This is a genomic window from Rhodococcus sp. IC4_135, from assembly GCF_011602025.1.
Classification (GTDB): domain Bacteria; phylum Actinomycetota; class Actinomycetes; order Mycobacteriales; family Mycobacteriaceae; genus Rhodococcus_F; species Rhodococcus_F baikonurensis.
In genome coordinates this window covers 423,725-449,148 of the sequence record NZ_JAAOLG010000003.1, presented here as the reverse complement: position 1 = coordinate 449,148, position 25,424 = coordinate 423,725, and the positions used below count along the sequence as shown (strand labels likewise).

General features: G+C 62.3%; 19 protein-coding genes and 1 pseudogene. 12 read left to right on the top strand and 8 right to left on the bottom strand.

Features of this window, described 5'->3' with window-relative positions:
- The first annotated feature begins 83 nt into the window (after positions 1-83).
- The 5 genes and pseudogenes from G8767_RS10170 to G8767_RS10150 all read left to right on the top strand — a co-directional run bounded on the left by G8767_RS10170 (position 84) and on the right by G8767_RS10150 (position 6,830).
- A complete protein-coding gene (locus G8767_RS10170; protein WP_166810063.1) occupies positions 84-1,025 on the top strand; it encodes an ABC transporter permease in 942 nt (313 codons plus the stop codon).
- Entirely contained in the window at positions 1,022-2,833 is a 1,812-nt protein-coding gene (locus G8767_RS10165; RefSeq protein ID WP_206029138.1) for a dipeptide/oligopeptide/nickel ABC transporter permease/ATP-binding protein, read from the top strand. The genes G8767_RS10170 and G8767_RS10165 overlap by 4 nt, the downstream gene beginning before the upstream one ends.
- On the top strand, positions 2,830-3,684 hold the full coding sequence (locus G8767_RS10160) for an ATP-binding cassette domain-containing protein (RefSeq protein WP_166810062.1): 855 nt from the start codon (positions 2,830-2,832) through the stop codon (positions 3,682-3,684). The genes G8767_RS10165 and G8767_RS10160 overlap by 4 nt, the downstream gene beginning before the upstream one ends.
- Before the next feature lie 166 nt (positions 3,685-3,850).
- Positions 3,851-5,263: pseudogene (locus tag G8767_RS10155) on the top strand (carboxylesterase family protein); the annotation flags it as partial.
- Positions 5,264-5,438: 175 nt separating this feature from the next.
- Positions 5,439-6,830, top strand: coding sequence for an amidase (locus tag G8767_RS10150; RefSeq protein ID WP_166810061.1), 1,392 nt, complete (start codon positions 5,439-5,441; stop codon positions 6,828-6,830).
- Here G8767_RS10150 and G8767_RS10145 read toward each other — a convergent pair.
- Positions 6,822-7,553: an MBL fold metallo-hydrolase gene (locus tag G8767_RS10145; protein WP_166810060.1), complete on the bottom strand. Its 732-nt coding sequence runs from the start codon at positions 7,551-7,553 to the stop codon at positions 6,822-6,824. The two genes, G8767_RS10150 and G8767_RS10145, sit on opposite strands and share 9 nt — an antisense overlap.
- Positions 7,554-7,667: 114 nt before the next feature.
- On the opposite strand from G8767_RS10145, the gene G8767_RS10140 reads away from it, so the two are divergent.
- A complete protein-coding gene (locus tag G8767_RS10140; protein WP_166810059.1) occupies positions 7,668-8,213 on the top strand; it encodes a hypothetical protein in 546 nt (181 codons plus the stop codon).
- Here G8767_RS10140 and G8767_RS10135 read toward each other — a convergent pair.
- The 3 genes from G8767_RS10135 to G8767_RS10125 are packed head-to-tail and all read right to left on the bottom strand — an operon-like array spanning position 8,181 to position 10,727.
- Positions 8,181-8,840, bottom strand: coding sequence for an enoyl-CoA hydratase-related protein (locus G8767_RS10135; RefSeq protein ID WP_166810058.1), 660 nt, complete (start codon positions 8,838-8,840; stop codon positions 8,181-8,183). The genes G8767_RS10140 and G8767_RS10135 overlap by 33 nt on opposite strands.
- Positions 8,837-9,496 carry a helix-turn-helix domain-containing protein gene (locus G8767_RS10130; RefSeq protein WP_166810057.1) on the bottom strand — a complete coding sequence of 220 codons (660 nt, stop codon included), beginning with the start codon at positions 9,494-9,496 and terminating at the stop codon, positions 8,837-8,839. The genes G8767_RS10135 and G8767_RS10130 overlap by 4 nt, the downstream gene beginning before the upstream one ends.
- Positions 9,497-9,539: 43 nt before the next feature.
- Positions 9,540-10,727: a CoA transferase gene (locus G8767_RS10125; RefSeq protein ID WP_166810056.1), complete on the bottom strand. Its 1,188-nt coding sequence runs from the start codon at positions 10,725-10,727 to the stop codon at positions 9,540-9,542.
- Between the two features lie 282 nt (positions 10,728-11,009).
- Between G8767_RS10125 and G8767_RS10120 the strand changes: the two genes are divergently transcribed.
- The 3 genes from G8767_RS10120 to G8767_RS10110 all read left to right on the top strand — a co-directional run bounded on the left by G8767_RS10120 (position 11,010) and on the right by G8767_RS10110 (position 15,453).
- A complete protein-coding gene (locus G8767_RS10120) occupies positions 11,010-12,125 on the top strand; it encodes an XdhC family protein (protein ID WP_166810055.1) in 1,116 nt (371 codons plus the stop codon).
- 102 nt (positions 12,126-12,227) lie between these two features.
- Positions 12,228-13,871 carry a PucR family transcriptional regulator gene (locus G8767_RS10115; RefSeq protein WP_124568448.1) on the top strand — a complete coding sequence of 548 codons (1,644 nt, stop codon included), beginning with the start codon at positions 12,228-12,230 and terminating at the stop codon, positions 13,869-13,871.
- Positions 13,872-14,019: 148 nt separating this feature from the next.
- Positions 14,020-15,453 carry a solute carrier family 23 protein gene (locus G8767_RS10110; RefSeq protein ID WP_095971634.1) on the top strand — a complete coding sequence of 478 codons (1,434 nt, stop codon included), beginning with the start codon at positions 14,020-14,022 and terminating at the stop codon, positions 15,451-15,453.
- Positions 15,454-15,545: 92 nt separating this feature from the next.
- Here the strand turns inward: G8767_RS10110 and G8767_RS10105 are convergent, their stop codons facing one another.
- The 4 genes from G8767_RS10105 to upp all read right to left on the bottom strand — a co-directional run bounded on the left by G8767_RS10105 (position 15,546) and on the right by upp (position 20,962).
- On the bottom strand, positions 15,546-17,057 hold the full coding sequence (locus G8767_RS10105) for a carboxyl transferase domain-containing protein (RefSeq protein ID WP_166810054.1): 1,512 nt from the start codon (positions 17,055-17,057) through the stop codon (positions 15,546-15,548).
- The gene (locus tag G8767_RS10100; protein ID WP_124568446.1) at positions 17,054-18,280 is read right to left on the bottom strand and encodes a CoA transferase; all 1,227 of its coding nucleotides are present in this window, start codon (positions 18,278-18,280) and stop codon (positions 17,054-17,056) included. The genes G8767_RS10105 and G8767_RS10100 overlap by 4 nt, the downstream gene beginning before the upstream one ends.
- 269 nt (positions 18,281-18,549) lie before the next feature.
- Complete coding sequence (locus G8767_RS10095) at positions 18,550-20,247, bottom strand: PucR family transcriptional regulator (RefSeq protein WP_166810053.1); 1,698 nt, start codon at positions 20,245-20,247, stop codon at positions 18,550-18,552.
- A gap of 91 nt (positions 20,248-20,338) precedes the next feature.
- Positions 20,339-20,962, bottom strand: coding sequence for a uracil phosphoribosyltransferase (upp, locus tag G8767_RS10090; protein WP_095971638.1), 624 nt, complete (start codon positions 20,960-20,962; stop codon positions 20,339-20,341).
- 223 nt (positions 20,963-21,185) lie between these two features.
- On the opposite strand from upp, the gene G8767_RS10085 reads away from it, so the two are divergent.
- The 3 genes from G8767_RS10085 (at position 21,186) to G8767_RS10075 (ending at position 25,163) form a co-directional block, all read left to right on the top strand.
- Entirely contained in the window at positions 21,186-22,295 is a 1,110-nt protein-coding gene (locus G8767_RS10085; RefSeq protein WP_095971639.1) for a ring-opening amidohydrolase, read from the top strand.
- Positions 22,296-22,420: 125 nt separating this feature from the next.
- Positions 22,421-23,899: an amidase gene (locus G8767_RS10080; RefSeq protein WP_166810052.1), complete on the top strand. Its 1,479-nt coding sequence runs from the start codon at positions 22,421-22,423 to the stop codon at positions 23,897-23,899.
- A gap of 40 nt (positions 23,900-23,939) precedes the next feature.
- On the top strand, positions 23,940-25,163 hold the full coding sequence (locus G8767_RS10075) for an aminotransferase class III-fold pyridoxal phosphate-dependent enzyme (protein ID WP_166810051.1): 1,224 nt from the start codon (positions 23,940-23,942) through the stop codon (positions 25,161-25,163).
- Positions 25,164-25,424 lie beyond the last annotated feature (261 nt).

Sequence of the window (25,424 nt, the reverse complement as noted above, 5' to 3'; positions counted from 1 at the left end):
GTGGCGACCACGCACGGGATACACCCGTACAAGCATCACGCTGGGCAGACCGCACTCCGAAATCACGAATTCCGAGGCACCATATGTTGAACTTCCTTGGGCGGAAACTGTTTTTCGCTCTCGTACTCTTCTTGGCAGTAACAGCTTTGACCTTCATGATGGTGTTCTCCAACGGAGCTGCCAGTGTGCGTCAGTCTCTGGGCGAGACCGCAACCGATGAACAAGTTGCCGCACGCGTGGCTCAACTCGGTCTCGATCGTCCGGTTGTACTTCAATACTTGGAATGGCTCAAAGGTTTGCTGTCCGGGGACCTCGGTGCCAGCTTCGCCACCGGGGAGAGCGTCAGCAGCATGTTGACGACGCGTATACCGGTGACGATCTCGCTGGTCGTGCTCGCCATCTTGCTGACTGCGGTCCTGAGCGTGGTCGTCGGCGTTTGTGCGGCGGTGTTCGGCGGGTGGGTCGACAAAGGCCTGCAGTTCCTTTCGATCGGCGGTCTCGCGCTTCCGAACTTCCTCGTTGCGATCGCTCTCGTCTTTGCTTTCGCCATTGCGATCCCGCTCTTCCCTGCGACCGGTTACGTGCCGATCGAGGAGAATGCCGGCGAATGGGCTGCATCACTGGTGCTCCCCGTGACCGCGATACTCGTCGGCCTGGTGGCAGGTTCGGCGCAACAGTTTCGCGGCGCCCTCATCGACACTCTCTCGCAGGACTACATCCGCACGCTTCGCTCGCGCGGCGTATCCGAGCGGGCGATCGTTCTTCGCCATGCACTGCGAAATGCGGCCAGTCCGGGACTGACAGTTCTCTCTCTCCAGACCATCGGACTTGTTGGTGGAGCGGTCCTGATCGAAAGAATCTTTGTTTTGCCCGGCGTCGGGCAGTTGACGCAGACTGCGGCGATCACCGGCGATCTTCCTGCCGTCATGGGTTGTGTCGTTTTCAGCGTGCTGGTGGTCATCGTCGTCAATGTCTGCGCCGATCTGCTCAACGGCTGGATCAACCCGAAGGTGAGGATTTCGTGAGCACTGATTCGATCATGTCGGCCGGTCCGGCATCGACGGCGCCGACAAACAAGTCGGTTTGGCGACGGCTTCTGAAGAACCCGATGGCGGCGGGCTCGCTTGTCGTCTTCATCGCCATCGTGATCTTCGGGGTTGCCGCACCCTTGCTTGCCCCGTTCGACCCCAATCTCGCCAAACTCGAACTGACGAATGCGGCACCGTTCGACACGGAATTCCTGCTCGGTGGTGACCGCTCGGGTCGAGACATTCTCTCCCGCTTGATGTACGCAACGACCGGCACTTTGATGGCATGCCTCGTGGTTCTCGCCGTCTCGGCCGGCATCGGCATCGTGACGGGCCTGGTGGCAGGCTACTGGGGTGGTCGGATCGACGATGTTCTCGACTGGGTGTCGAACATCGTGCTGGCATTTCCGGGACTCATTCTTCTCATCTCGCTCTACACCGTCGTGGGGCCGAACATCACTGTCTCCATGGCGATTCTGGGCGTGCTCATTGCCCCCAACTTCTTCCGGCTGGTCCGCTCCCTTGTCCTGAGTATCCGAAGTGAGTTGTACGTCGACGCCGCCAGAGTCGCGGGCTTGTCCGACGGGAGGATAATTTCGCGGCATGTCCTGCGTTCGATCCGTGGGCCACTGATCGTGCAGAGCTCATTCGTTCTGGCGACAGGTATCTCGGTTCAGGCGGGGCTGGAGTTCCTCGGATTGGGAGACAGCAACACACCGTCTTGGGGTGGAATGCTCAACGAAGCGTTCGCGAACATCTACAACAACGGCACCGCTGTCGTCTGGCCGGCCCTGCTCATCGGTGCAACCACACTCTCGTTGGTGATCCTCGGAAATACACTGCGCGACACACTCGAAACGTCGGGCACCCGCCATCCAGCTCTGTCGGCGTCGAAGGTGAAAGAGATCCGGGCCGAGCGCGAGGGCACCCGTGAGCGGTCAACCGCGCTCCCTGCCGACGCGAAGCCGAAATCCGACGTCCTGCTGCGGATCCAGGGACTCGAACTGGGGTACCCCTCGTCGAATGAGACGGTCGGTGTTGTGGTTCACGGCATCGATCTCGAGGTGAGGAGCGGCGAAATACACGGTCTGGTCGGTGAATCGGGCTCGGGTAAGTCTCAGATCGCCTACTCGATTCTGGGTATCCTTCCTCCGGAAGCCGCAGTGGTCGGTGGATCCGTGTACTTCCGTGGTCAGGACATTCTCAATGATTCGAATGCGATGAAGAAGGTGCGTGGCCGGCGTATCGCGTACATCCCGCAAGAGCCCATGACCAACCTGGACCCCACCTTCACGGTTGGGCAACAACTCACCTACGGCCTGCGTGCTGTCGCCGACATCAGCAAACATGATGCGCACGCACGGTTGCTCGATCTCCTTGCACGCGTGGGAATCAACGATCCACGTCGGATGTTCGATCTGTATCCGCACCAGATCTCCGGTGGTATGGCTCAACGTGTGCTGATCGCCGGTGCCCTCGCCGGTGAACCCGAGCTCATCGTGGCGGACGAGCCGACAACGGCACTGGATGTCACCGTTCAAGCCGACGTCCTCGACCTTCTTCGTGATCTGCAGAACGAGCGCGATTTCGGAGTTCTTCTGGTGACGCACAATTTCGGGGTCGTGGCAGATATTTGTGATCGTGTGAGCGTGATGAAGGAGGGTCGCATAGTGGAAAGCAGTGACGTACGTACATTGTTCGCTGAACCGGAGCACGAATACACCCGAATGCTGTTGGACTCCATGCCTGACCGGTTTGCCAGTCGGATCCCGTTCGAGGCCACGTCAGTCGAGGTGGCGCCGTGAGCGACTCGACCGTAACTACCCCGCTGTTGTCGATCAGGGATCTCGATGTCCGCTACCCGGGTCGAACTTTCCGATCGCCGGAAGCTCACGTGATCAAGAACGTCTCGCTCGACCTACATGCGGGCGAGACGGTCGGATTGGTCGGTGAATCCGGTTCAGGGAAGACAACTCTCGGCCGCGCGATCCTGGGACTGGCTCCGGTCAGTGGTGGGACCATCCACATGGGCAGCCGAGACATCAGCCGTTTGGGTCGCAAGGAACGACGCTCCATCGCCAATTCCATCCAGGTGGTGTTCCAGAACCCCTATTCGTCGCTCAACCCGTCGATGACAATCGAGGACATCCTCGCTGAACCTTTGCTTGCGAGCGGGCAGAAGGCAGGCCGGGAAATGGTGCGGTCGTTACTGGAGCAGGTGCATCTTCCGGCAGACGCGGGCGCCCGTACCGCCCGCGAGTTCTCCGGTGGACAGCGGCAGCGAATCGCGATCGCACGTGCACTCGCCCTGTCTCCGAGCGTGCTGATCTGCGACGAACCCACCAGTGCGCTGGACTTGTCGACCCAGGCAAAGGTCTTGGATTTGCTCGTCGAGATTCAGGAAGAAAAGGGGATTGCCTACCTGTTCATCACTCACGATCTCGCTGTCGTTCGCGCAGTCAGTCACCGAATCGCGGTGATGCTCAACGGCGAGATAGTCGAAGTAGGTGACGCGGAGCAGGTCTCAGACCGGCCGGCGCACCCGTACACGCAGAAGCTGCAGATGTCAGCACCGGTGGCAGATCCCGTCGAGCAGAAGGCCCGGCGAGAGCGTCGCCGTGAGTTCGCCCGAAGTGAGCGGGCAACGAGCCTCTGAGAATACGTTGTCGAATGCTATAGCCGGCGCCCGAAGCGATTGGTTCGAAATATTTTCGGCGCCAGAGACGGAAGGAATCTCCATGAGGGCTGAAGGATCTCGCAGACCGGTCAGTGTCACTACACGATCGGGCGAGGTAGTATAGCGTACCTCCAATGGGGTCAACCGCTTCCTCGGTGTACCTTATGCTGCTCCGCCATTCGGCCCCAACAGGTTTCGCCCTGCCCAACCGCACGATCGGTGGGACCGCGCCCATGATGCAACAGTGATGGGGCCGACGGCACCTCAGTCGCTCTACGATCCCCGTCTCGAACAGCTGATCCCGACAAGAATCATTCCGGGCGACGAGATCCTCAACCTGAACATCTGGGCGCCGAGCACCGCACCACCTGGTGGTGCGCCGGTCCTGCTGTGGATTCACGGTGGATCACTCACACACGGGTCCAATGCTCTCGAAATGTATGACGGAACGCGATTCGCCCGCAGTGGAGTCGTGTTCGTCGCGATCAACTATCGACTCGGGATCGAAGGATTCTCCGTCCTCGATGATGCGCTGACGAACCTGGGACTCATGGACCAGGCTGCCGCTTTGACGTGGATAGTCGAGGAAATATCGAGCTTCGGTGGGGACCCGACACAGATTACCGTCATGGGTCAGTCGGCAGGAGGTGCAGCGGTTGCCGCGCTCGTATCGAGCCCCGAGACCCGAGGCCTGATGCGCCGCGCCATAATCCAGAGTGGGCCTCTTGTTGCCATGCCGACGGAATCGGTCCGGGAAACCACTGATCTCATAGCTCACAAGATCGGCATAATGCCGACGAGAGAAGCTTTTTCCCGCATCAGCCCCAATGCATTGCTGGCAGCACAGACGCGAGTTGTCGGGGACGAATCGCCCATGACTGGGGGGCCGAGCTTCCAGATTGCTCTCGACGGGCGAATGGTTCCCGAAATTCCGTGGGAGGCCGTCCGCGGTGGAGTCGCCGACGGTATCGACCTCCTCATCGGTGTCACCACCGACGAGCGTCGATTGTGGATCTCTCCGGGAGATCCGCTCGTGACGATGAACAAACGACAACTCGGTGAGGCGTCCACAGCCCTAGGTCTTTCGCCGGAGTTGATCACCGCCTATCAAGTTTCATTTCCCGAATCGGAACCAGGCGAGATCCTGGGTGGTGTTCTGGCGGACCTGTCACTTCGGGGACCCATGATCGATCTCGCAGAAGCGAGAGCACGTCGAGGCTCGCTGACGTATGTGTACGAATTCGCGTGGCCCTCGCCCGTGATGGAATTGGGTGCAGCTCACTCGGTGGACCTCCCGTTCGTATTCCACACGCTCGATCAGGGTCGCACGTTGGTCGGGGACAGCGCCCCGTCGCACCTGGCGACGGTGATGAACGACGAGTGGGTGGAATTTGCCAAGGTCGGTTCTGTCAGCTGGTCCTCATGGCAGCAGGCTCGCTCGATAAAGACCTTCGACGGCGGCACGAACAGTGTGGTCGATGACCCTCAACCCGATCGCTACCGCGAACTCGCTGTCGCCACGGAGCGACGTCGGCGCACATTGACATCGGCATCCTAGTTTCCCTCCGCAGCAGCGCTGTCCCCGTCGACCAAGGCACTGACCGATCCCTCCGGCCGCAATGTGTGGCAAAACCTCACATCGCCGGAGCCGTCGGTATGTGCAATGTGGTCGTTTCTCGCGTTGCTTGCTGTCTTTACGCTCAGCAGAGGGGTCGGGCGAGGAGAGGCATGCGATGAGTCGTGAGAGCTGGGTGGGCAGTGATGCCCGATCCATCGCCGAAGCCGTGCGGTCGGGTCAGGCGTCGGCGCGGACGGTCGTCGAAGGCCATCTCGCACGGGTCGACGAATGCAATGGCGAACTCAACGCGCTGGTCACCGTGTGCGCCGAAGAGGCTCTGGCGGCCGCCGACAGCCTGGACGAACGTCGCCTTCTCGGCGAGACACTCGGTCCCCTTGCCGGGGTTCCGTTCACGGTCAAGGACCTGATCGCTACTGCCGGCGTGCGTACCACCGCCGGTTCTCGCACTCTGGCGGACAACGTCCCGGCCGTCGATGCACCGGCCGTTGCGGCGTTCAAGGCTGCCGGCGCAATTCTGATCGGCAAGACCAACACCCCGGAATTCGGCGCGTGCGGGCTGACTCGAAACGAACTGTTCGGCACCACGGCCAGCCCGGTGCGACCGGACGGCGTCGTCCGGTCCCCCGGCGGATCGAGTGGCGGTGAGTCCGCGTCGGTTGCTGTCGGAATGAGTGTGCTCGGACTCGGTACGGATTTTGGCGGCTCGGTGCGTTGGCCCGCACACTGCACCAGCCTCACTTCGGTTCGCCCGACGCTCGGCCGTGTCGACCCAGAAGGGCAATACCCCGGCGTGCTTTCGGATGGACGGGTACTCGCCAATCCCGCGACGATGCACGGCACGATCCAGACCATCGGCCCACTGGCCCGCAACCTCGGTGATGCGACGCTTGCGCTGCGCGTCCTGTCGAAGCCGCATCTCGCGTGGACCGAGCCGGACTCGGTCGACGTCGAACACCTCGACATCCGCTGGGCACCCGGCGAGGGAACCATGCCCGTCGACGCCGAAATCCTGTCGGCGGTTCGCTCGGTGGCGAGCAGTCTGGACGCGAGCGAGTACGACGGTCTGGCCCTGTCGCGGGCCAACGCGCTTTTCGGTGCGTTGCGATCGGTCGAGACCCACGCGGACATCCACTCTCTCGCAGCAGGTTCAGCGCACTCTTTCGACGCGGACATCACCGCCATGCTTGCGGCAGGCCGTGATCGGAGTTCAGCCGAGGTGGAAGCGCTGTGGGCGGATCGCGCGGTGTTGATCGCCGACTTCCTCGACGAGATGGGCGACGTCCTGATTCTGCCGGTTGCGTCGGTGCTCGCTCCGCCGCTCGGTGTGGAGAGCTTCGAGGTGGGCGGTCGCGAACTCACGTGGATGGACGCGCTCGCGAGTTGCCGGGCGATCAGTGTGCTCGGCCTTCCGTCGGTCGTGGTTCCGGTAGGACTCTCCCGCAACGGTTTACCGATCGGAGTGCAGGTGGTGGCGCGGCCGTTCCACGAGCATGTTGCGCTGTCCGTGGCGGCGCGAATCACGTCGAACGCGCAGGCTTTAGTCTGACTTCCATCTTTCGGTTTCGGCTGCGAAACGTGTTGCGTACGAGTCGGCCAGGTCGTGAAGCGTGGTGACGCAATCGCCGTAGTACGTCGGTGCATGCATGGTCGCCAGAATCCGCGGCTCGAGATCGGCCAGGGCACGGATCGTGGGTTCGAGATCCGGGGTGAGGCAGGTGGCGTGGCCCAAGTCCTCGGCTTCCAAAGCGGGACCGACGATTTCGTGCTCGGTGGTCGCGGGGTGGTGCCCGAACGCGGTGAAGAGATCTCCGCAGAACAAAGTGGCCGTCGTCTCCTCGAACATCAGGCCCGCGTCCCACCCGTGTGGGACGTGCGGGGTGTCGATGTGGCGAACTCGGCGGCTGCCGGTTTCGAGTACGTCGCCGTCCCGCAAGGGAAGTGGTGCACGATCGGCCAGATCGTTGACCTGAACGAAGCACCCCATCGCGCCGTGTGCCACTTGCGCTTCGGGGGCTGCCGCAAGCCAGGAGTTCATTGATCCGCACTCGTCGGCCTCGACGTGACCGAACGTGATCCATTTCAGTCGGCCGATGTCGATCAACGTGGAGAGTGCGTCGGAAGCCGAGGTGAACAACGCGCGCTGCCCGGTGTGGAAGAGCAGGGGTTCCTCGCCGTCGACGAGAAACTGGTTCATCGTGAGGTTGGCTTCGTCCACGAAGGTCGACAGTCGGTAGATGTCCGGCGCGATTTCGGTGATCGTGGTGGTCATCGCTGTGCTCCGATCAGGGCTGCTGTACACGTCAAGCTGTCTTCTTCAGCCTTCTCGCCGCCCCGCGCCTGCACAAGGCTCTGGACATGCTCACGCCTCTGGAATAGTGGAGGCGTGTTCGTACTGCTGCTGACAGGCCCGCCGGGCGCGGGGAAGAGTTCCGTGCTGACCGCGCTTCACGATCGACTCGGCGAGGTCGGGGTGAGCAACGCGATGATCGAGGTGGACGAACTCGAGCGGTGCTACCCGCCGCTGGGGACCGAACGGGCAATCGCACACGTCGGGATGCTGTGCGCGTCGTACCGGGAAGCGGGGTATGAACTCCTCTTCCTCACGGCGACTGTCGAAGACGACGACTACGGGCGTGCCCTGCTGGCCGCGACCGGCGCCGAGGGGCACCTGTTGGCGCGCCTCGAGGCCGATCCGGATACGTTGCGCACCAGAATCATCGAACGTGAACCGGCCGGCTGGGCCGGGTTGGACGATCTGGTGGAAGCGTCACAACTGCTGGCCGGTTCGATGCCGACGCTCAGTGGAGTCGACGTGGTTCTGAGCACCGAAGGTCGCGATGCCGAAAGTGTTGCCGATGAACTGGAAGAGGCTCTGCGAGAACGCAGTCCAGCGCTCTTAGCTGTCGGTGTTCAGAGCGGTGACCACTGACGCGAACATCGTCGACTTGATCGCGCCCAGCGTGCCCGGATTTTTCGGCCCGATCGGTGCAACCATTTCGATGGCCTTGGCGGTCAAAGCATCGACGGATGCGGTGAAGTCCACCAAACCGGCTGCGAATGCGTCACTTCCGCCGTATCGCCGCCCCGTGGTCATGGCGACGATTGCCGACGCCGGGCTGAGTTTGGCTTGGATGAGAGCTGCCATTCCTTCGGTGAACGGGATGTTGATGTCCACCTCCGGGAAGCAGTAGTAACCGCGATCATCGCGCATGACGCGGTAATCGTGCGCGATGCCGAGCATTGCGCCGGCCCCGAAGGCGTGGCCGTTGATCGCAGCGACGGTAGGCATCGGGAACGTCAACATCCGAGCGAACAGCGACTGGACTTGCTGCACATACCACTTCGCCTTGTCGCCGTTCGCGCCAAGCCAGTCGAGGTCGAGTCCGTTGGAGTAGAACTTGCCCGTCGCCGTGGTGACCAGAGCGTGTGCGCCTTCGCTCAGAGCCTGATCGAGCAGCTTGTCGACAGAATCGAGCCAATCCGGCGAGAAACGATTCTCGTCCTCGCCGAGATCGAGAACGGCGATCTTGTCTTCGAAGCGCAGAGTTGCGGTCATGACGGGCCTTTCCTGTTGCGGGACTGTGGGAGTGGTGGATCCAAACTCAGAACGGCGCGAACCGCCGCATTCAACCGCGCGCGTGCTGCGGCGTCGGGGACTCGCCAACCGTCGGCGCGTGCGGCGGGATGAATGAGTAGCCCGGTAGGCAGGCCGACAACACAGGCCTCGATTGCCTCGACGGCTCTGCCGTCTGTGCGACCCCAGAGCGCGGTCGACAATCGGATGAACAAGTCGACCAGAGACCGGTCGAGTTGTGTGAGTTTCTCGGCGATGTCGGCTGGGACGTCGGTGCCGAGCAGTTCGTCGCGCTGGATCGTCAGCAGCAGCAACGCGGATTGTGGGTAGTCGAGCGCGAAGACGGCCGGAACTTCGGCAGCTGCGACGACGGCGGAAACCGCGGAGGTCGGCGAGGGGTCCGCGAGAGCGTCGTCCACTCTCGATTGCTGAAGCGCGAGAAATCGTTGCGCGGCACGCAGCCACGAGCTACCGACCAGTCCACTGCGAGAGCCGAATGCGTGATAGATCGCCCCGTTGGACACACCGGTGGCGTCGGAGACCGCCCGTACCGTGACCGCGCTCGGCCCGGCAGTGGCGGCAAGCTTTTCGGCAGCGTCGAGCAGTGTGTCGAGGTCGTGGACGCGGGGCCGAGGCATGAACGCACAGTAACAGAGCGTCTGCTCTGTTACTAGTGTTCGGTTAGATCACCGAATTCGCGCGAAGGTCTTCGATCTCCTCCGGGCGAAGGCCGAAGTCGGCGAGTACCCCGTCGGCGTCGCCGCCGAGAGTCATGGGTGGCGCATTTCTGACAGGAAGAGTCTTGCCGTCCACCCAGAACGGTCCGCGGACAACGGGAATCGACGTCCCGTCCGCGCTGTGCGTCTGCTCGACCATCTGCAGAGCCTCGACCTGCGGGTCGGAGAACACCTGATCGATCGAATGGATCGGGCCGCAGGGAATTCCGGCACTGCGGATCTCGGCGATCCACTGCGCCGCCCCTTTTGCGGTCAGTAGCTCCTCGAGTTCTTTGGTCAGTTGGTCTCGGTGTGCCAAACGCTCTTTACCCGTGGCATATTCGGCACGGAAGGCGAGGTCGGGATCGCCGATAACCGAGCACAGCGCGATCCAGTGCTTGTCCGACCCGGTGGCGATGTTGATCGGGAAGTCCGCGGTGTCGAAAGCGCCGTACGGCGTGATGGTCGGGTGCGTATTGCCGTTCGGCGTCGAAACCCGCCCGGTGCTCAGGTAGTCCTGCGCCTGGAAGGTCATGATCGAGATCGCGGATTCCAGCAACGAGGTCTGCACGCGGTGCCCACGACCGTCGCGACCGCGAGAGGCAAGTGCCGCCGTGATTCCCAGCGCCGCGTAGATGCCCGAGACCGTGTCGATGATGGGGATTCCGACCCGCATCGGGGTCTGTTCACCGGCACCGGTGACCGACATCAACCCGGACATGCCCTGGGCCACCTGATCGAGTCCGGGCGCGAATTGGTCGGGGCCCACCGGGCCGAAACCACTGATGCTCATCACGACGAGCCCTGGATTCTCCTGCTCGAGCGAATCGGGATCGAGGCCCATGTCGGCCAGTACTCCCGGACGGAAATTCTCGACCAGCACATCCGCGTCGAGGGCCAGGCTGCGAAGCAGTTTCCGTCCGCGGTCACTGCGCATGTCGATGGCGATCGACCTCTTGCCGCGGTTCACGGACGCGAAGTAGAGGCTTCGATCGCCGTCGAACGGCGGCCACTGGCGCGAACTGTCGCCGGAGCCACGGGTTTCGACCTTGACCACGTCGGCGCCGAAGTCCGACAGCAGCGACGTGCACAAAGGCCCCGCGAGAGCGCGGGTGAGGTCGATAACTTTGATACCGCTGAGCAATTGGTCCATCGTAGAAACCTCGGTTCTGTGGTGTGCAACGTCGCCCACTCGATCCGTCGCACCATCTGCGTGAATTACCGCTGCAGTGATCGTCGGAGAGGGGAAGAATGAAGGTCAGGCCTGCTTTCGGCTGGGCTCGGTGACAACACTGGTCGAGAGCGCAAGGTGATGCGACGGCGACATTGCACAACTGCAGGGCCCGGATTTAGGCGCATTGTGTGACAGGCAGGATTGCGGTGGGCCGATACCGTGAACTCTCTACGTACGGCGATGCAAGCGGGAGGCGAGGCGATGCGCGACATTTCCACTCAGCTGGCGCAGTGGCACGCCCGTGGCGAGGATTTTGCACTGGCGACGGTTGTCCGTACCTGGCGATCCTCACCACGCATGCCCGGTGCTTCCATGGCCGTCTCACGCTCCGGCGAGGTGGTCGGCAGCGTCTCGGGCGGGTGCATCGAGAGTGCGCTGTACGAGATCGCCCAGGAGGTTCTCGCCGACGGCACCAGCCGCGTCGAGGTCTTCAGTGTCTCCGATGACGACGCCATCGGAGTAGGCCTGACCTGCGGCGGAACCATCGAAGTGTTTGTCCAGGCCGTCGGAGCCGATTTCACCGAGTTCGGTCAGGTCTGTGAACGGATCGAGGCCGATACGCCCGTCGTCGTGGTCACCGAAGTGCGTCCGGGCGCACCGGCACGGCACCTCGTCGTCGAGCACGGCCGACGCAGCGGGGATCTGGATGCCACGGAGGACGAGGTCGCCATCCTGCTGCGCACGATGGAGACCGGTGAGTCCGTAGCTTTTGTCGCGCCCGCGGGAACTCTCATCGATTCGCAGCACGACCTGCTGGTCGAGATATTCGCTCCGCTACCGCGGATGTACGTCTTCGGAGCCATCGACTTCGCCGCCTCGATGTGTACGTTGGGCGCCTTTGCGGGTTACCGCGTGACCGTCGTGGACGCACGGCCGGTCTTCGCAACTCGAGCGCGTTTCCCCGACGCCCATGATCTGGTCGTCATGTGGCCACACAAGTTCCTCGCAACCGCACCGATCGACAACAAAACCGTCCTGGCCGTGCTCACCCACGACGAGAAGTTCGACATCCCGTTGCTCGAGATCGCGCTGCGTTCGCCGGCTGCGTACGTGGGTGCGATGGGAAGTCGTGCGACGCATGAGCGTCGGGTGGCGCTGTTGAAGGAGCGAGGCGTCACCGACGCGGAGTTGGGGCGCCTGCACTCACCGATCGGGTTGGATCTCGGCGCCAGGACGCCAGAAGAAACTGCAGTGTCGATCCTCGCCGAGATGACCAAGACCCTGCGCAATGCCTCCGGTTTGGAACTGCGGGATCTGCAGGGGCCGATCCACCCGCCACCTCAGGAGAATCCGACCGCCCTGCATCGAACGGCCTGAGTCGACTGCGCTGAATTCGGACATCTTGTGTTCGGTGGGGATAGGATCGTTTCTTTCGTGAACCATCTTCCGTGATCCGAATGAAATCGAGGTGCCTGCCAAGTGGCGAACCCGGCCGTACCGGCATCCGAGGTGAATGCTGTTCTCTCCGAACTTCTTCGAACCTCGCTCCTTCCTGGTGTTCGAAAGGTTGCCGGCGGCTCCGACGACCCGACGGTGGCCCGGGTGGGATTCATGGCGGTTCCGGACATCGGACCGTGGCTGCGACACGGACAGTTGCTGATCACCACGCCGGAAACCCTCGCCAGGGTGACCGAAACCTTCAAAGCATTTGTCGGACGGTTGTCGACGCGTGGAGTTGCGGCACTTGCCGTCCAATTCGGCGCAGACGGTGACACTCTCGCGCCGGAACTGGTCGACGCGGCCGAAAGCGCCGGCTTCCCGCTCCTGGTTTTTCACGGTGCATGCGATCACCCTGCGGCCAGAGGCCGGGAGCAGACGGAGTCGGCCCAGATCGACGCCATGTTCGGGGCCGAGCGGTTGCGACGGTTGCTGGTCGACGTCGTGATGGGCGGCGGCGGCCTCCCGCAATTGACCGAAGTCATCGCACGGGAGATGAAGGGCGCCGCCCTGATCACCACTTCGGACGGACGCGAGATCTGCCGGGCCGGGGACGCCGCGGAGCGCAAGAATCTGTCGGCCTGTCCGGCTGTCGATTCCACCGGTCGTCTGCGGACCGACACCGTCGAGGGCGGGTTGGGTCTGCACGAGTTCGACGGTCAATTCATCGCGGTGTCCGCGATTTCCGCCAATCACATCGACCACGGGCGTCTCGCGTTGTTCACCGGTGAGCGCGTGATGACGAGTTACGACCAGTACCTGGTCGAGCGGGCCGCGTCGGTGTGCGCGTTGGTGATCACCCGTGAACAAGCCGTGGCATCGGTGGAAGAGCGCCATCGTGCGAACTTCGTTCACGACCTGCTCCTCGGCCGTGCCGGGGATCACGATCACGTTGTCTCCCACGCCAAGACGTTCGGGTGGGACTTCGATCGCCCGCTGGTGATCGTCTCGATCGAACCGGACCCGGTCGACGAACCGGCCTCGGCGGCGCCCGCTCGGCTGCCCGTCGTCGACCGTCAGGCGATGGCGTTCTCCGGCGCGATCGCCCACCGTGATCCCGGTGCGGCGGTGACCGCGCTGACGGGTGAGACGGTGATCGTGATGGGCGTCGGCACCGACACGATGGCCTTGGTGCGGGATCTCGTCACAGTCGTTCGCGGTGAAGGTGGCGGCGGGAGAAGGCCGTTCAGTGTCGGGGTGTCCCGGCCGGCAGCGGCGATCGACGCCGTCCCCGCGCTCTACAGTCAGGCGCGGACCGCACTGACCGTCGGACGCCGGATCTCCGGTCCGTGGACGGTGACTCAGTTCGACGATCTCGGCGTGTACAGACTGCTCAGTCTGGTCGAGGACGAAAACGAGTTGGAGACGTTCGCCCGGGAGACATTGCGGGAACTGACGGAGGAAACTGCCGAAGCGCAGGACATGCGCAAGACATTGGAAGTCTTGCTCGCGACCAACATCAACATCGCCGAGACCGCGCGCAAGCTCCACTTCCATTACAACACACTGCGTTACAGGGTCGTTAAGCTGGAGAAAATGCTGGGACCCTTCACGGCGCAACCCGAACTCCGGTTGGATCTGTCTCTAGCACTGAAGATAACCGCGATGCGCGGCATCAATCACTAATATTGCCAATCCGGGTCGGCGGGTTCTGGCAGATTGTCATCACGTCGATACCCCTGCGCTGTAATAGCGTTTCACTCCAGTCACGGTGTTTTGTGAGCTGGAGCACACTCAGCGTTCGGACACCTTCCTCTGCACGAAAGGTCCCATCATGCCGATTTGGACGTTGCACGGAGATGGAAAGAACATCAAACCGGGTGAAGTGGTCGCTCCCGGCGAGCGGCTCAGCTGGGGAAGAACCATCGGGCTGGGCAGCCAGCACGTGGTGTCGATGTTCGGCGCGACGTTCGTCTTCCCGATCATCATGGGGCTCAATCCTCAACTTGCCGTGATGATGTCGGGCTTTTGTACGCTCTTCTTCCTGTTGGTGGTCAAGGGACGCATTCCCAGCTACCTCGGTACGTCGGCGGCTTTCGTCGGTGGTATCGCCGCTATTCGTGCCCAAGGCGGAACCTCTGCGGAGGTGACCGGCGCGATCCTGGTGTCCGGACTGGTCCTGGCAGCCATCGGTATCGCGATCCACTTCCTCGGTGGCCGGGTCGTATTCAAGGTTCTTCCCCCGGTGGTGACCGGCGCAGTGGTGATGCTGATCGGATTCAACCTGGCACCCGTTGTCGCGGGGCTGTACTGGCCGCAGGACCAGTGGGTGGCTCTGATCGTCATGGTGGCCCTGATCGTCATGAGTATCGCGCTACGCGGCTTCATGGCGCGCATCGCAATCTTCCTCGCGCTGATCTTCGGCTACGTCCTCTCCTGGATCCTCGACCGGGTCTCGGGCACGATCACCTCGTACGACGCAGGCACCGGTCAGATCACCGAGCACTTCCGCGTCAACTGGGATTCGGTGCAGTCGGCGTCGTGGTTCGGCCTGCCCCCGTTCTCGGACGAGGCCAACGGAATCGTCGGCATCCACGCCCCGTCGTTCAGCCTGACGTTCATCATCCTGGTTCTTCCCGGTGTCATCGCGTTGATCGCGGAGAATGCCGGCCACGTCAAGGCAGTCGCAGAGATGACCGGCGACGATCTCGACCCGTACATGGGACGCGCGCTTGCCGGTGACGGTTTCGCCACCGCTATCGCCAGCAGCGTCGGCGGTTCGCCCACCACGACGTACGCCGAGAACATCGGTGTCATGGCAGCGACCCGGGTGTACTCCACCGCCGCCTACGCGGTCGCGGGCATCGTCGCGATGATGCTCGGCTTCTCCCCCAAGTTCGGTGCCGTCATCTCGGCGACGCCCGGCGGCGTTCTCGGCGGAATCACCGTGGTGCTCTACGGCATGATCGGCCTTCTCGGCGCCAAGATCTGGAAGGAGAACGGCGTCGACTTCGGCAATCCGCTCAACCTGATGCCGATCGCGGCCGGCCTGATCATCGGTATCGGCGACACTGCCCTGAAGTTCAGTGACACGTTCTCGCTCAGCGGTATCGCGCTCGGCACCATTGTCGTGATCGGGATGTACCACCTGTGCCAGTACATAGGTTCGAAGAACCCGGAGCTGAATGCGAAGAACCCGGAACCGAACAAGCCGGATTCGAAGGCTCCCGGCGGAGAACGGGAAGAACCCGCCCCGCAGCTCACGTGACGCTTGGCTGAGTGCGCTCGATTGTCGAAGGCCGGACATCCTCCTTGGAGGATGTCCGGCCTTTCGCGGTGTGTGTTCTGTGTACTGATCGATCAGACGGCGGTGCTGGCTTCGACCAGGCCGATACGGTCGATGCGTTCGGTGCGGGTGATGAGCCGTTCGGTCGCATCGGTAGCAGTGAGCACGCTCAGCTCGTAGTGCAGTACCGCTCCGACACGAGTGCAGAATGCGGCGGATTCGTCCGCAGCATCGGGACATTCGGGGATGACCCGATCGACGATGCCGCCTGCGAGCAGATCGAAGGACCGTATCCCTTGACTGGCCGCCATCTCCGGAGCGTGCGTGATGTCGTGGAACATGATCGCGCTCGCCCCCTCGGGAGGTAAGGGCGACAGCCAACCATGGCGGGCCGCCAGCACTCGATCGGCCGGAATCAGTGCCAGGGCGCCGCCGCCGGTGCCCTGCCCGAGCAGGAGGGAAATGGTGGGGACCTCGAGTGAAATCATGTCGGCTATGCACCGAGCGATCTCGCCGGCCAATCCACCTTCTTCGGCTTCCTTCGACAATGCCGCGCCTGCCGTGTCGATGATCGTCACCAACGGCAGGTCAAGTTCTGCGGCAAGCCGCATCCCTCGCCGAGCTTCCCGCAGAGCGCCGGGGCCGAGTGGGGAGTGCGCAGTCTGTCCGCGTCGGTCCTGTCCGAGAAGGACGCAGGGCATGTCGCCGAAGCGAACGAGCGCGAGCATGATGCCGGGATCGTTCTCGCCTTGGCCGGTTCCGTTGAGCGGGAGCATGTCCGAGGCGGAATTGAGCAGCACCTCGCGGATCCCCGGTCGATCTTCGCGCCGGGATGCGACGACGGATTCCCAGGCTGACGTATCGGGTGGGCAGTCGTACGAGCACGGGTCACTCGGCAACGAGTACCCACGACGTCTCGAGGTGATGATGCGCAATGCGCGGTCGACGATTTCGGCGAGCTGGTCTGGCGGCCTCACCGCATCGATGAGTCCGTGCTCGTGAAGGTTCTCCGCTGTCTGGACACCGACGGGGAAAGGTGAGTTGTACAAAGCCTCGAACACCCGGGGGCCGAGGAATCCCACGAGGGCTCCTGGCTCCGCGATCGTCACGTGACCGAGTGACCCCCAGGACGCGAATACGCCTCCGGTGGTGGGGTTTCGGAGGTAGACGATGTAGGGCAGGTGCGCTTCTTTGTGCTTGATGAGCGCCGCGGTGATCTTGACCATCTGCAGAAATGCCGTTGTCCCCTCCTGCATACGCGTTCCTCCGGAGGTGGGAAGCGCAAGAAGGGGCAGCTGCTCTTGCGTCGCTCGACGGATGGCGACGACGAGGCGTTCGCCCGCCGCCACGCCGATCGATCCGCCGAGAAAACCGAACTCGCAGACGATGATTGCCACACGGCGGCCTCGGACGGAGGCGCTTCCGGTCAGGACGGACTCGTCGAGCCCGGTCTTCTCCTGCGCCCGCAGAAGTGCTTCGGCGTAATCGGAGTCGGTCGCGACGGGGATCGGAGGGGTATCCCACGACTCCCAGGTGCCGGCATCGATCACCAGGTCGAGCAAGTCGCGAGCCGTCAGGCGGTTCATCGGGTGAATCCTTGTAGCCACGACATGACTTCGTCAGTGTCTTCACCGAGCACCGGCGGTGCCGTGTGCCGGGTCTCCGTCACCTCGGTTCCGTCCGGATCGAAAAATCGAAGCGGCGGACCGGGCAGAGTGATGTTGCCGAGCGTGCTGTGGTCGACGTCGACGAGCAATCCCTGTGATCGGGTCTGTTCCCATTCGTACACTTCGGAGATCGTCCGAACCCGTCCTGCCGGTATTCCGATGCGGTCGAGTTCGGTCAGAAGCTCGTCACGCGAATACGGTTTGAAGGTACGTTCGATCAATTCGACTACCTGGAAATGATTCTCGACGCGTTCGGCGTTTGTTGCCATACCCGGTGCGTCTGGATCGAGTTCGAATCCTTCGCAGAATCTTCTCCACAGGCTTTCGCTGCCGACCGAGATCTGTACTGCGCCATCGCCGGTACGAAAGAGTCCGTACGGTGCGATGGAGGGATGGTGGTTGCCCTGCGCTGTGCCTACCTCGCCGGCGACGGTCCACTTCGTTCCTTGAAACGCATGAACACCGACTACGCTGGCCAACAGCGACGTTCGAACGACACGGCCTCTCCCCGTCTGTTCACGTTCCTTCAAAGCCGCGACGACGCCGAACGCCCCGTACATCCCGGCGAGAAGATCGGCGATCGGAACTCCGACTCGTTGAACGTCGTCCGGACTCGAGCCGGTCAGCGACATGAGTCCGGCCTCCCCCTGGGCGATCTGGTCGTAGCCGGCGCGGCCACCTTCCGGGCCGTCGTGGCCGAAACCGCTGATGGACAGGACGATCAGTCGAGGATTGAGTTCGGCCAGCCGCTCGGTGGAGAATCCGAGTCGATCGAGAACTCCGGTGCGGAAGTTCTCCATGAGAACGTCGGCGCGGCAGACGAGATCTTCGAGGGTTGCGCGCCCGCTGTCGGATTTGAGGTCGAGCGTGATCGACTTCTTGTTTCGGTTCGTGGAAAGAAAGTACGTCGATTCCCGTTGCGTGTTCGGTGGTTCCAGCGGTGGCTTCACAAATGGCGGCCCCCATCCACGGGTGTCGTCGCCGCCGTGAGGTGATTCGACCTTGATCACGTCGGCACCCAGATCGCCGAGCATCATTGCCGCGTGAGGACCCGCGAGTGCGCGCGTGAGGTCGACGACAATCACGTCGTGTAACGGACCACTACGAGCACTTGTGTTGTGAGGCTTCGAAGTCGAGTTCATGTCGCACCGCCGTGTTCTGGTGTAATTGGCTGAGCCAGTTGGTGGTTGAGGCCTCCGTAGTTCGGTCGACTCCGGTCCGCTGGACCGAGAAATCGGCCAGGGCCACTGAAGGAGGTATGTGCGGCCCGTCTTTCGAACCGTAAGCGCGCACCGGTCAGCGGCACATGGGTAACCTTGCCGATGACGGGTATCAGTGGTGGGTAAGAAGTGACGAACGCTCACCGCACGGCTGGATTGCGGTTGTATCGAACCGTAATTGGGGCGTTCTGTCAGCTCATCTCGTGCATCTTCATGACCTGCAGGGCGAGTGAGACGTTCAATCGAAGGACGGGGTCGTCGGTGAACGATCCGACGACACTCTCCAGCTTTCCGATTCTGTATCGCAACGTGTTGTAGTGCATATGAAGAGCCCGCGACGCCTCGGCGACGTTGCAATTGCAGTCGAGCAGCGTCTGGAGTGTCAGACGTAAGTCTGCGGCTTCGGCGTTGTCCGCCGACAGGGACTTCAGAACGTCATCGGTGAACGAACGTAGTTCGCTCTTGTCCGTCTGGAGCGAGAGGAGTCGGTGTACGCCGAGTTCGTCGAAGTGTGCAATCCGTCCGGGCCCGTTGATGCGTCGGCCGACGACCACGGCCGTACAGGCCTGGTCGTACGCAGCAGGTAGATCGGCCAGGGAGTAGATCACCCGGCTCACTCCCGTGCTGAAGGAGCGGCGGCCGCTGGTGCGATCTCCGGCAACCTTGCGCACCAACCCTTCGATGTCCCGAACCGCACGGTCGGTGCTGGTCGGCAAAAGCGTGACCACCTCGTGTCGAAACCCGACGGACGGCGCCGTCCGCTCGTGTGTGCGTACCACTTGTTGCCAGCCGTCACTGAGTCGATCCTGGTCCGTGCGAGTGGAGTTCGCGTGCTGGGATTCCGGGTGATCGACGTCGAGTTCTGCAACTACAACGACAAGTGGACGAGTGACATCCCACCCCAACTGAGTGAAGTGCGCGCTCACTTCCGCCGGCGAGCCGGCTTCGCCTATCAGTGCGTCGCGGAGAAAGTCGCCGCGGAACTTGGATTCCACTGCCGCAACTGCCAGCTGCTTGGTGACGGCCAGAGCAGCAACGGTGGCTGCTCGCTCCAACGCCTGAACGACGACTGCTCCGAGTTCGTGGGTGCCGGCGTACGCAACCATTCGGCCATGGTCGGTGCCGCCGGCCACCACGCGGGTGAGCGCCAACTGACCAGGAAATCCCTTGGGCGCGTTCTGTAAACCGACAGCGACCCGTTCGGTCAGGAATCTTCCGGTGCTTTCGAACAACGGAAGCGCGTTCAGTGCAGCTGAATCCCCGGCCTCGGTCAATACCCTTCCGTCCGGCGAGCAGATCAGAACGCTGACGTCGAAAAGCGCGGCGAATTCTGCTGCAATCTGGGGTAGATCGCCACCTTCCAAGACGATCGAAGTCAACGAGCGGTGAAGACGGTCGGCAATGTCGAGTGCCGCAGACTGCTTCGCCACCAACTTGGTGAAGACCTCCGAGATCACCTCGTCGAACCCTGCGGTGACGGGAAGAACCAACAACGGCAGCCCTCGCTGCTCTGCCATGTGCAGCATGGCTTCCGGCAGTTCGTCGAGATAGCGGCCGGTTTTCACGGCAAGTGCCGCGACCCCTCGGCGTGCAAGACCGTCGACGAGGTCGCTGAGATCGGTATCGTCGAGAAGCTCTCCGGTTCGCCCGTAGCGCAGCGGGAACCCGGTAGTCACCAACAGTTCGTTCGGCTTCACCCAAGCGAGGATGTCCGGTACTTCCATCACGTTCACCGATTGGACGAGGTGGCGCAACCCCCCGTGCCCGGCAAGGACTTCGGCTCCATGCAGACTGGGCAGCTCGAGGACATCCCGAACCGTCAACCTGTAGTCGCCACCTTCTGGCAAATGTTGAAGCTCTTCGCTCGAATATTTGGCAGATCTATCCATGTCGCGAGACTACGCGCGATCACGCTGCGAACATTGTCAACAGTTGACGAAAATGTCCTCTCGAAATGAGTAGATCTCGGATGTCTGCCAACTATCGAGGTCCGAATTGGCGATCGCCCGCGTCTCCGAGTCCAGGTACCAGGAAAGCATTTTCGTTCAGGCCGTCGTCGATGCTCGCAGTGAGGAGCCTGACTGGATGGCCGGACTTCCTCAGCGCTTCGATCCCTTCCGGAGCCACGACGACACATATTGCAGTCACGTCGGTGGCTCCGCGTGCGATTAGCAGATCGATTGTGCGGATGATGGATCCACCGGTCGCCAACATCGGATCGAGGACGTAGACGGGGGTGTCCGACAGATCGGCAGGCAGGGACTCGAGATACGGAACCGGTTGGTGTGTCTTCTCGTCTCGTGCCATTCCCACGAAACCTACGCCTGCCTGCGGAATGAGGGCACTCGCCTGTTCGACCATGCCGAGGCCCGCTCGCAAGACCGGTACCAGGAGCGGTGGATTTGCCAGCCGCACTCCCAGCGTCGGAGCAACTGGCGTCTCGATGTCGAACTGTTCCACTTCTGCGCCGCGCATGGCCTCGTAGACCAACATATGGGTCAGTCTGCGCAGGGCGGACCGGAACGTTGCGTTGTCGCTGCGAGCGTCGCGCATGGTCGTGAGCAGCGACGCCGCCAGCGGATGGTCGACAACAGTGGTGTCCATGGACGAATCGTAAGTGAGAACCGATGGGGCGGCGTGCAACCGGTGAATCGGAGTCGAAATAACCAATCACGGTTTTCGTTTGGGCAAGTATTGACGATGCCGAAGGGTTCGAGTCGTCATAGCGTGGTCGGCATGGCAGTTCCGAACCGCTCGGCTGGACTGGGCGCCGGGAGCTGTCAAGGCCCAATTTTGCCTCCACGATTCCCTATACAAGGAGATGCCAATGCCCGAAGCAATCGAGGTCCGTAAGGTTCCGCTACACAGCGTCTCCGACGCCAGTGAGCTCGCCAAGCTGATCGACGACGGTGTCCTCGAGGCCGACCGCGTCATTGCAGTCATCGGCAAAACCGAGGGTAACGGCGGCGTCAACGACTACACGCGCATCATCGCGGACCGAGCGTTTCGAGAGGTTCTCTCCGCCAAGGGTAATCGCAGCCCCGAAGAGGTGGCGGAGGTGCCGATCGTCTGGTCCGGCGGCACGGACGGTGTGATCAGCCCGCACGCGACGATCTTCGCGACGGTACCGGCAGACAAGGTCACCAAGACCGACGAGCCGCGCCTGACCGTGGGTGTCGCGATGAGTGAGCAGTTGCTGCCCGAGGACATCGGTCGTACGGCGATGATCACCAAAGTGGCTGCGGCAGTGAAAGATGCGATGGCCAATGCCGGCATCACCGATCCCGCCGACGTGCACTACGTACAGACCAAGACTCCGTTGCTGACAATCCACACCATCCGTGACGCCAAGAGTCGCGGCAAGACGGTGTGGACCGAACAAACTCACGAGTCGATGGACCTGTCCAACGGCGGTACGGCCCTCGGGATCGCGGTTGCGCTCGGCGAAATCGACATGCCGTCCGACGAGGATGTCATGCACAGCCGCGAACTCTTCTCTTCTGTCGCATCCTGCTCGTCCGGCGTCGAGTTGGACCGGGCTCAGATCGTCGTCGTCGGTAATGCACGTGGCGTCGGCGGACGCTACCGGATCGGCCACAGCGTGATGAAGGATCCGCTCGACCAGGACGGAATCTGGGCGGCGATCCGTGACGCCGGGCTCGAACTTCCGGAGCGGCCGCACTCGAGCGACCTGGACGGTCAACTCGTCAACGTGTTCTTGAAGTGCGAGGCCAGTCAGGACGGAACGGTCCGTGGCCGTCGTAATGCGATGCTCGACGATTCCGACGTGCACTGGCACCGCCAGATCAAGTCGTGTGTCGGTGGAGTCACTGCCGCTGTCACCGGTGATCCGGCTGTGTTCGTGTCGGTCTCGGCAGCGCATCAGGGCCCCGAGGGTGGCGGCCCTGTCGCCGCGATCGTCGACCTCGGTCAGTAACAGGCAAGAACCTCGCTGGAAACCTCGACAGTCGCGCCGCCACCGGTAATTCGTCCTCGAATCAGTTGCCGGTGGCGGCGAGTCCGCTCCGGCGCACCCCACTTCACTGCTTGAAAGGATTCACGATGGTTCATGCTGCTGACCCTGTCGACGAGAGCGTTTCCGGTGCGCCCGAAAATCGCGAGCTCGTCATGGCCGATGCGGTCACGCTCAGTGGTCTGATACGCAGGCGTGAAGTGTCATGTGTCGAGGTGATGGACAGCTTCCTCGACCAGATCGAAGCACATAACCCGGCGGTGAACGCGATAGTTGCCTTGCGGGATCGGGAAGCGTTGGCGGCGGAGGCGCGCGAGCGTGATTCGCAGTTGGCGAGTGGGCAGTATCTCGGTTGGATGCACGGGTTTCCGCATGCAGTGAAGGATCTTTCGGCAGCCAAGGGTCTGCCGTTCACCTCCGGGTCGCCGATGTTCGCGGACCGAATCGCCGAAGAGGACGACCTGTTCGTCAAGCGGATCAAGTCTGCCGGTGCCATTGTGATCGGCAAGACGAACACCCCGGAGTTCGGGCTCGGATCCCAGACGTACAACCCGGTGTGGGGTACTACGGTGTCTCCGTACGACAATTCGCGCACTGCCGGCGGTAGCAGCGGAGGCGCCGCAGCGTCGCTGGCGCTTCGCATGCTGCCGGTCGCTGACGGAAGCGATTACATGGGTTCGCTCCGAAACCCGTCGGCGTTCAACAACGTCGTGGGGTTTCGACCATCGTGGGGTCGGATACCGGAGACGGGATGGATCGCGCAAGGCGCGGTTGTAGGCCCGATGGGCCGAACCGTCACCGATGTGGCTCACCTGCTCTCCACGATGGCAGGGCCGGATGCTTATGCACCGCTGGGGATTCGTGAGGATCCCGCTGTGTTCACCGAAAGCCTCGCACGTGATCTGAAAGGCTCTCGGATCGCATGGGTCGGTGACTGGAACGGTTACCTGGCAACCGAACCTGGAGTTCTCGAGTTGTGTGAATCCTCGTTCGAGGTCTTCGAACAGTTGGGATGCCGCGTCGAGGCGGCGCTTCCCGACTTCAAACCCGAGGACATCTGGCAACTGTTCTTGCGATGGCGTTGGTGGGCGCAGCTCGGCTTGATCGATCAGTACAACGACCCGAGCTTGCGTGAGTTGATGAAGCCCGAACTGTTGTGGGAACTCGAGCATGCCGTCACACTCTCGGCACTCGACGTGACCAAGGCTGCCGAGGCCCGCAACGGCTGGCTGTCGGCCATTACCAAGATGTTCGAAACGTACGACTACATTCTCGCGCCGAGTGCTCAGGTGTTTCCTTTCGACAAGAACACTCACTGGCCCGAGACCGTCGACGGGCGGTCGATGGACACGTATCACCGGTGGATGGAGACGGTTGTTCCCTGGACGATGGCCGGAGTTCCGGTTGCGGGGATGCCGGTCGGCTTCGACGATCGTTCGCTCCCCATGGGTATCCAGATCATCGGTCGGCACGGCGCCGACGTGGACGTACTCCAACTCGCCTACGCATTCGAGCAGGCAACCCAGTGGGTCGAGCGGGTTCTTCCGCCCGCACTCCACGTGAACTGACTCATCTATTTCGAACGTATCCAGTTGGGAGAGAACGACGATGGCTTCGGCATTGTGGCACGGGTTCGCGGACATGGGCGCTGTGGAGAAGAACGGCGCGTTTGTCGTCTCTCGCGGTGAGGGGGCGTACATCTGGGACCGCGAGGGCACTCGGTATCTGGATGCGACGGCGGGCTTGTGGTTCACCAATGTCGGGCACGGGCGCGCCGAGATCGCGGATGCGGTGGCGGCTCAGTTGTCGAAGATTGCGCATTTCTCGAATTTCGGTGATTTCGTTCCCGAGACGACGCAGGTGTTGGCGGAGCGGTTGGCGACGATTGCGCCGGTTGCCGGGAGCAAGATCTTTTTCACTTCGGGTGGTTCGGATTCGGTGGACACTGCGGCGAAGCTCGCTCGTCGGTATTGGCATGAGGTGGGGCAGCCGGATAAGGCCATCATTGTCGGTCGTCAGAAGGCGTATCACGGAATGCATGTTGCGGGAACGGCTCTGGCGGGTATTCCGGTGAACCGTGAGGGTTACGGCGAGCTGATGGCGGATGCGGCGACGGTCGGTTGGGATGATGCGAAGAGTCTGCTCGAGTTGATCGAGCGGGTCGGTGCGAACAAGATCGCGGCGTTCTTCGCGGAGCCGATCATCGGTGCGGGTGGGGTGTATCTTCCGCCGGAGGGGTATCTGGCGGAGGTGCGTGACATCTGCCGCGAGCACGACATTCTGTTTGTGGTCGACGAGGTGGTGACCGGTTTCGGTCGTATCGGCGGCGAGTGGTTCGCGTCCACTCGTTTCGATTTGCAGCCTGACATGATGACCACGGCAAAGGGTTTGACGTCGGGTTACGTTCCGATGGGTGCGGTGTTCATCGCGCCGCGGGTGGCGGAGCCGTTTTATGCGGGTTCGTGGTGGCGTCATGGTTACACGTACGGCGGGCATGCCGGTGCTGCTGCGGCGGCGATGGCGAACCTCGACATTGTCGAGCGTGAGAATTTGCTTGGGGAGTCGAAGCGTCTGGAGGCGTCGTTGCATAGGCATCTGCAGCCGTTGGCGGAGCATCCGCGGGTGGCGGAGGTTCGTAGTGGGCTCGGTGCGGTCGCTGCGGTGCAGTTGGTTGATCCGGCTGAGGCGTTGCCGTTTGTGAAGACGTTGCGTGAGCACGGTATTTCGGGGCGTGCTGCGGGTCAGGGTGCGATGCAGATTTCGCCGACGTTCGTGATGACCGATGATCAGGTCGCGGAGATGGCAGCAGGGATCCTCGCAGCCCTCGGTTAGTTACCTCGTTTTCCGTTGACAGACATCGTGTTACGGAATCATTAAGCCGGCGAAAATGTTGGGGCCCGTCCTATCGTGGTCCCAATTTTCGTCGAAACTGTCTCCAGCACTGACGATGACCCCTGCCCGCATCATCTGTCACCATTGTTGCCAATCTCGGTGAGCGGGTTCTGGCAGATTGTCATCACGTCCAAATCTTGGTGCTGTATTAGCGTTTCACTCCAGACACGGTGTTTGTGAGCTGGGGCACAAAGCATTTCG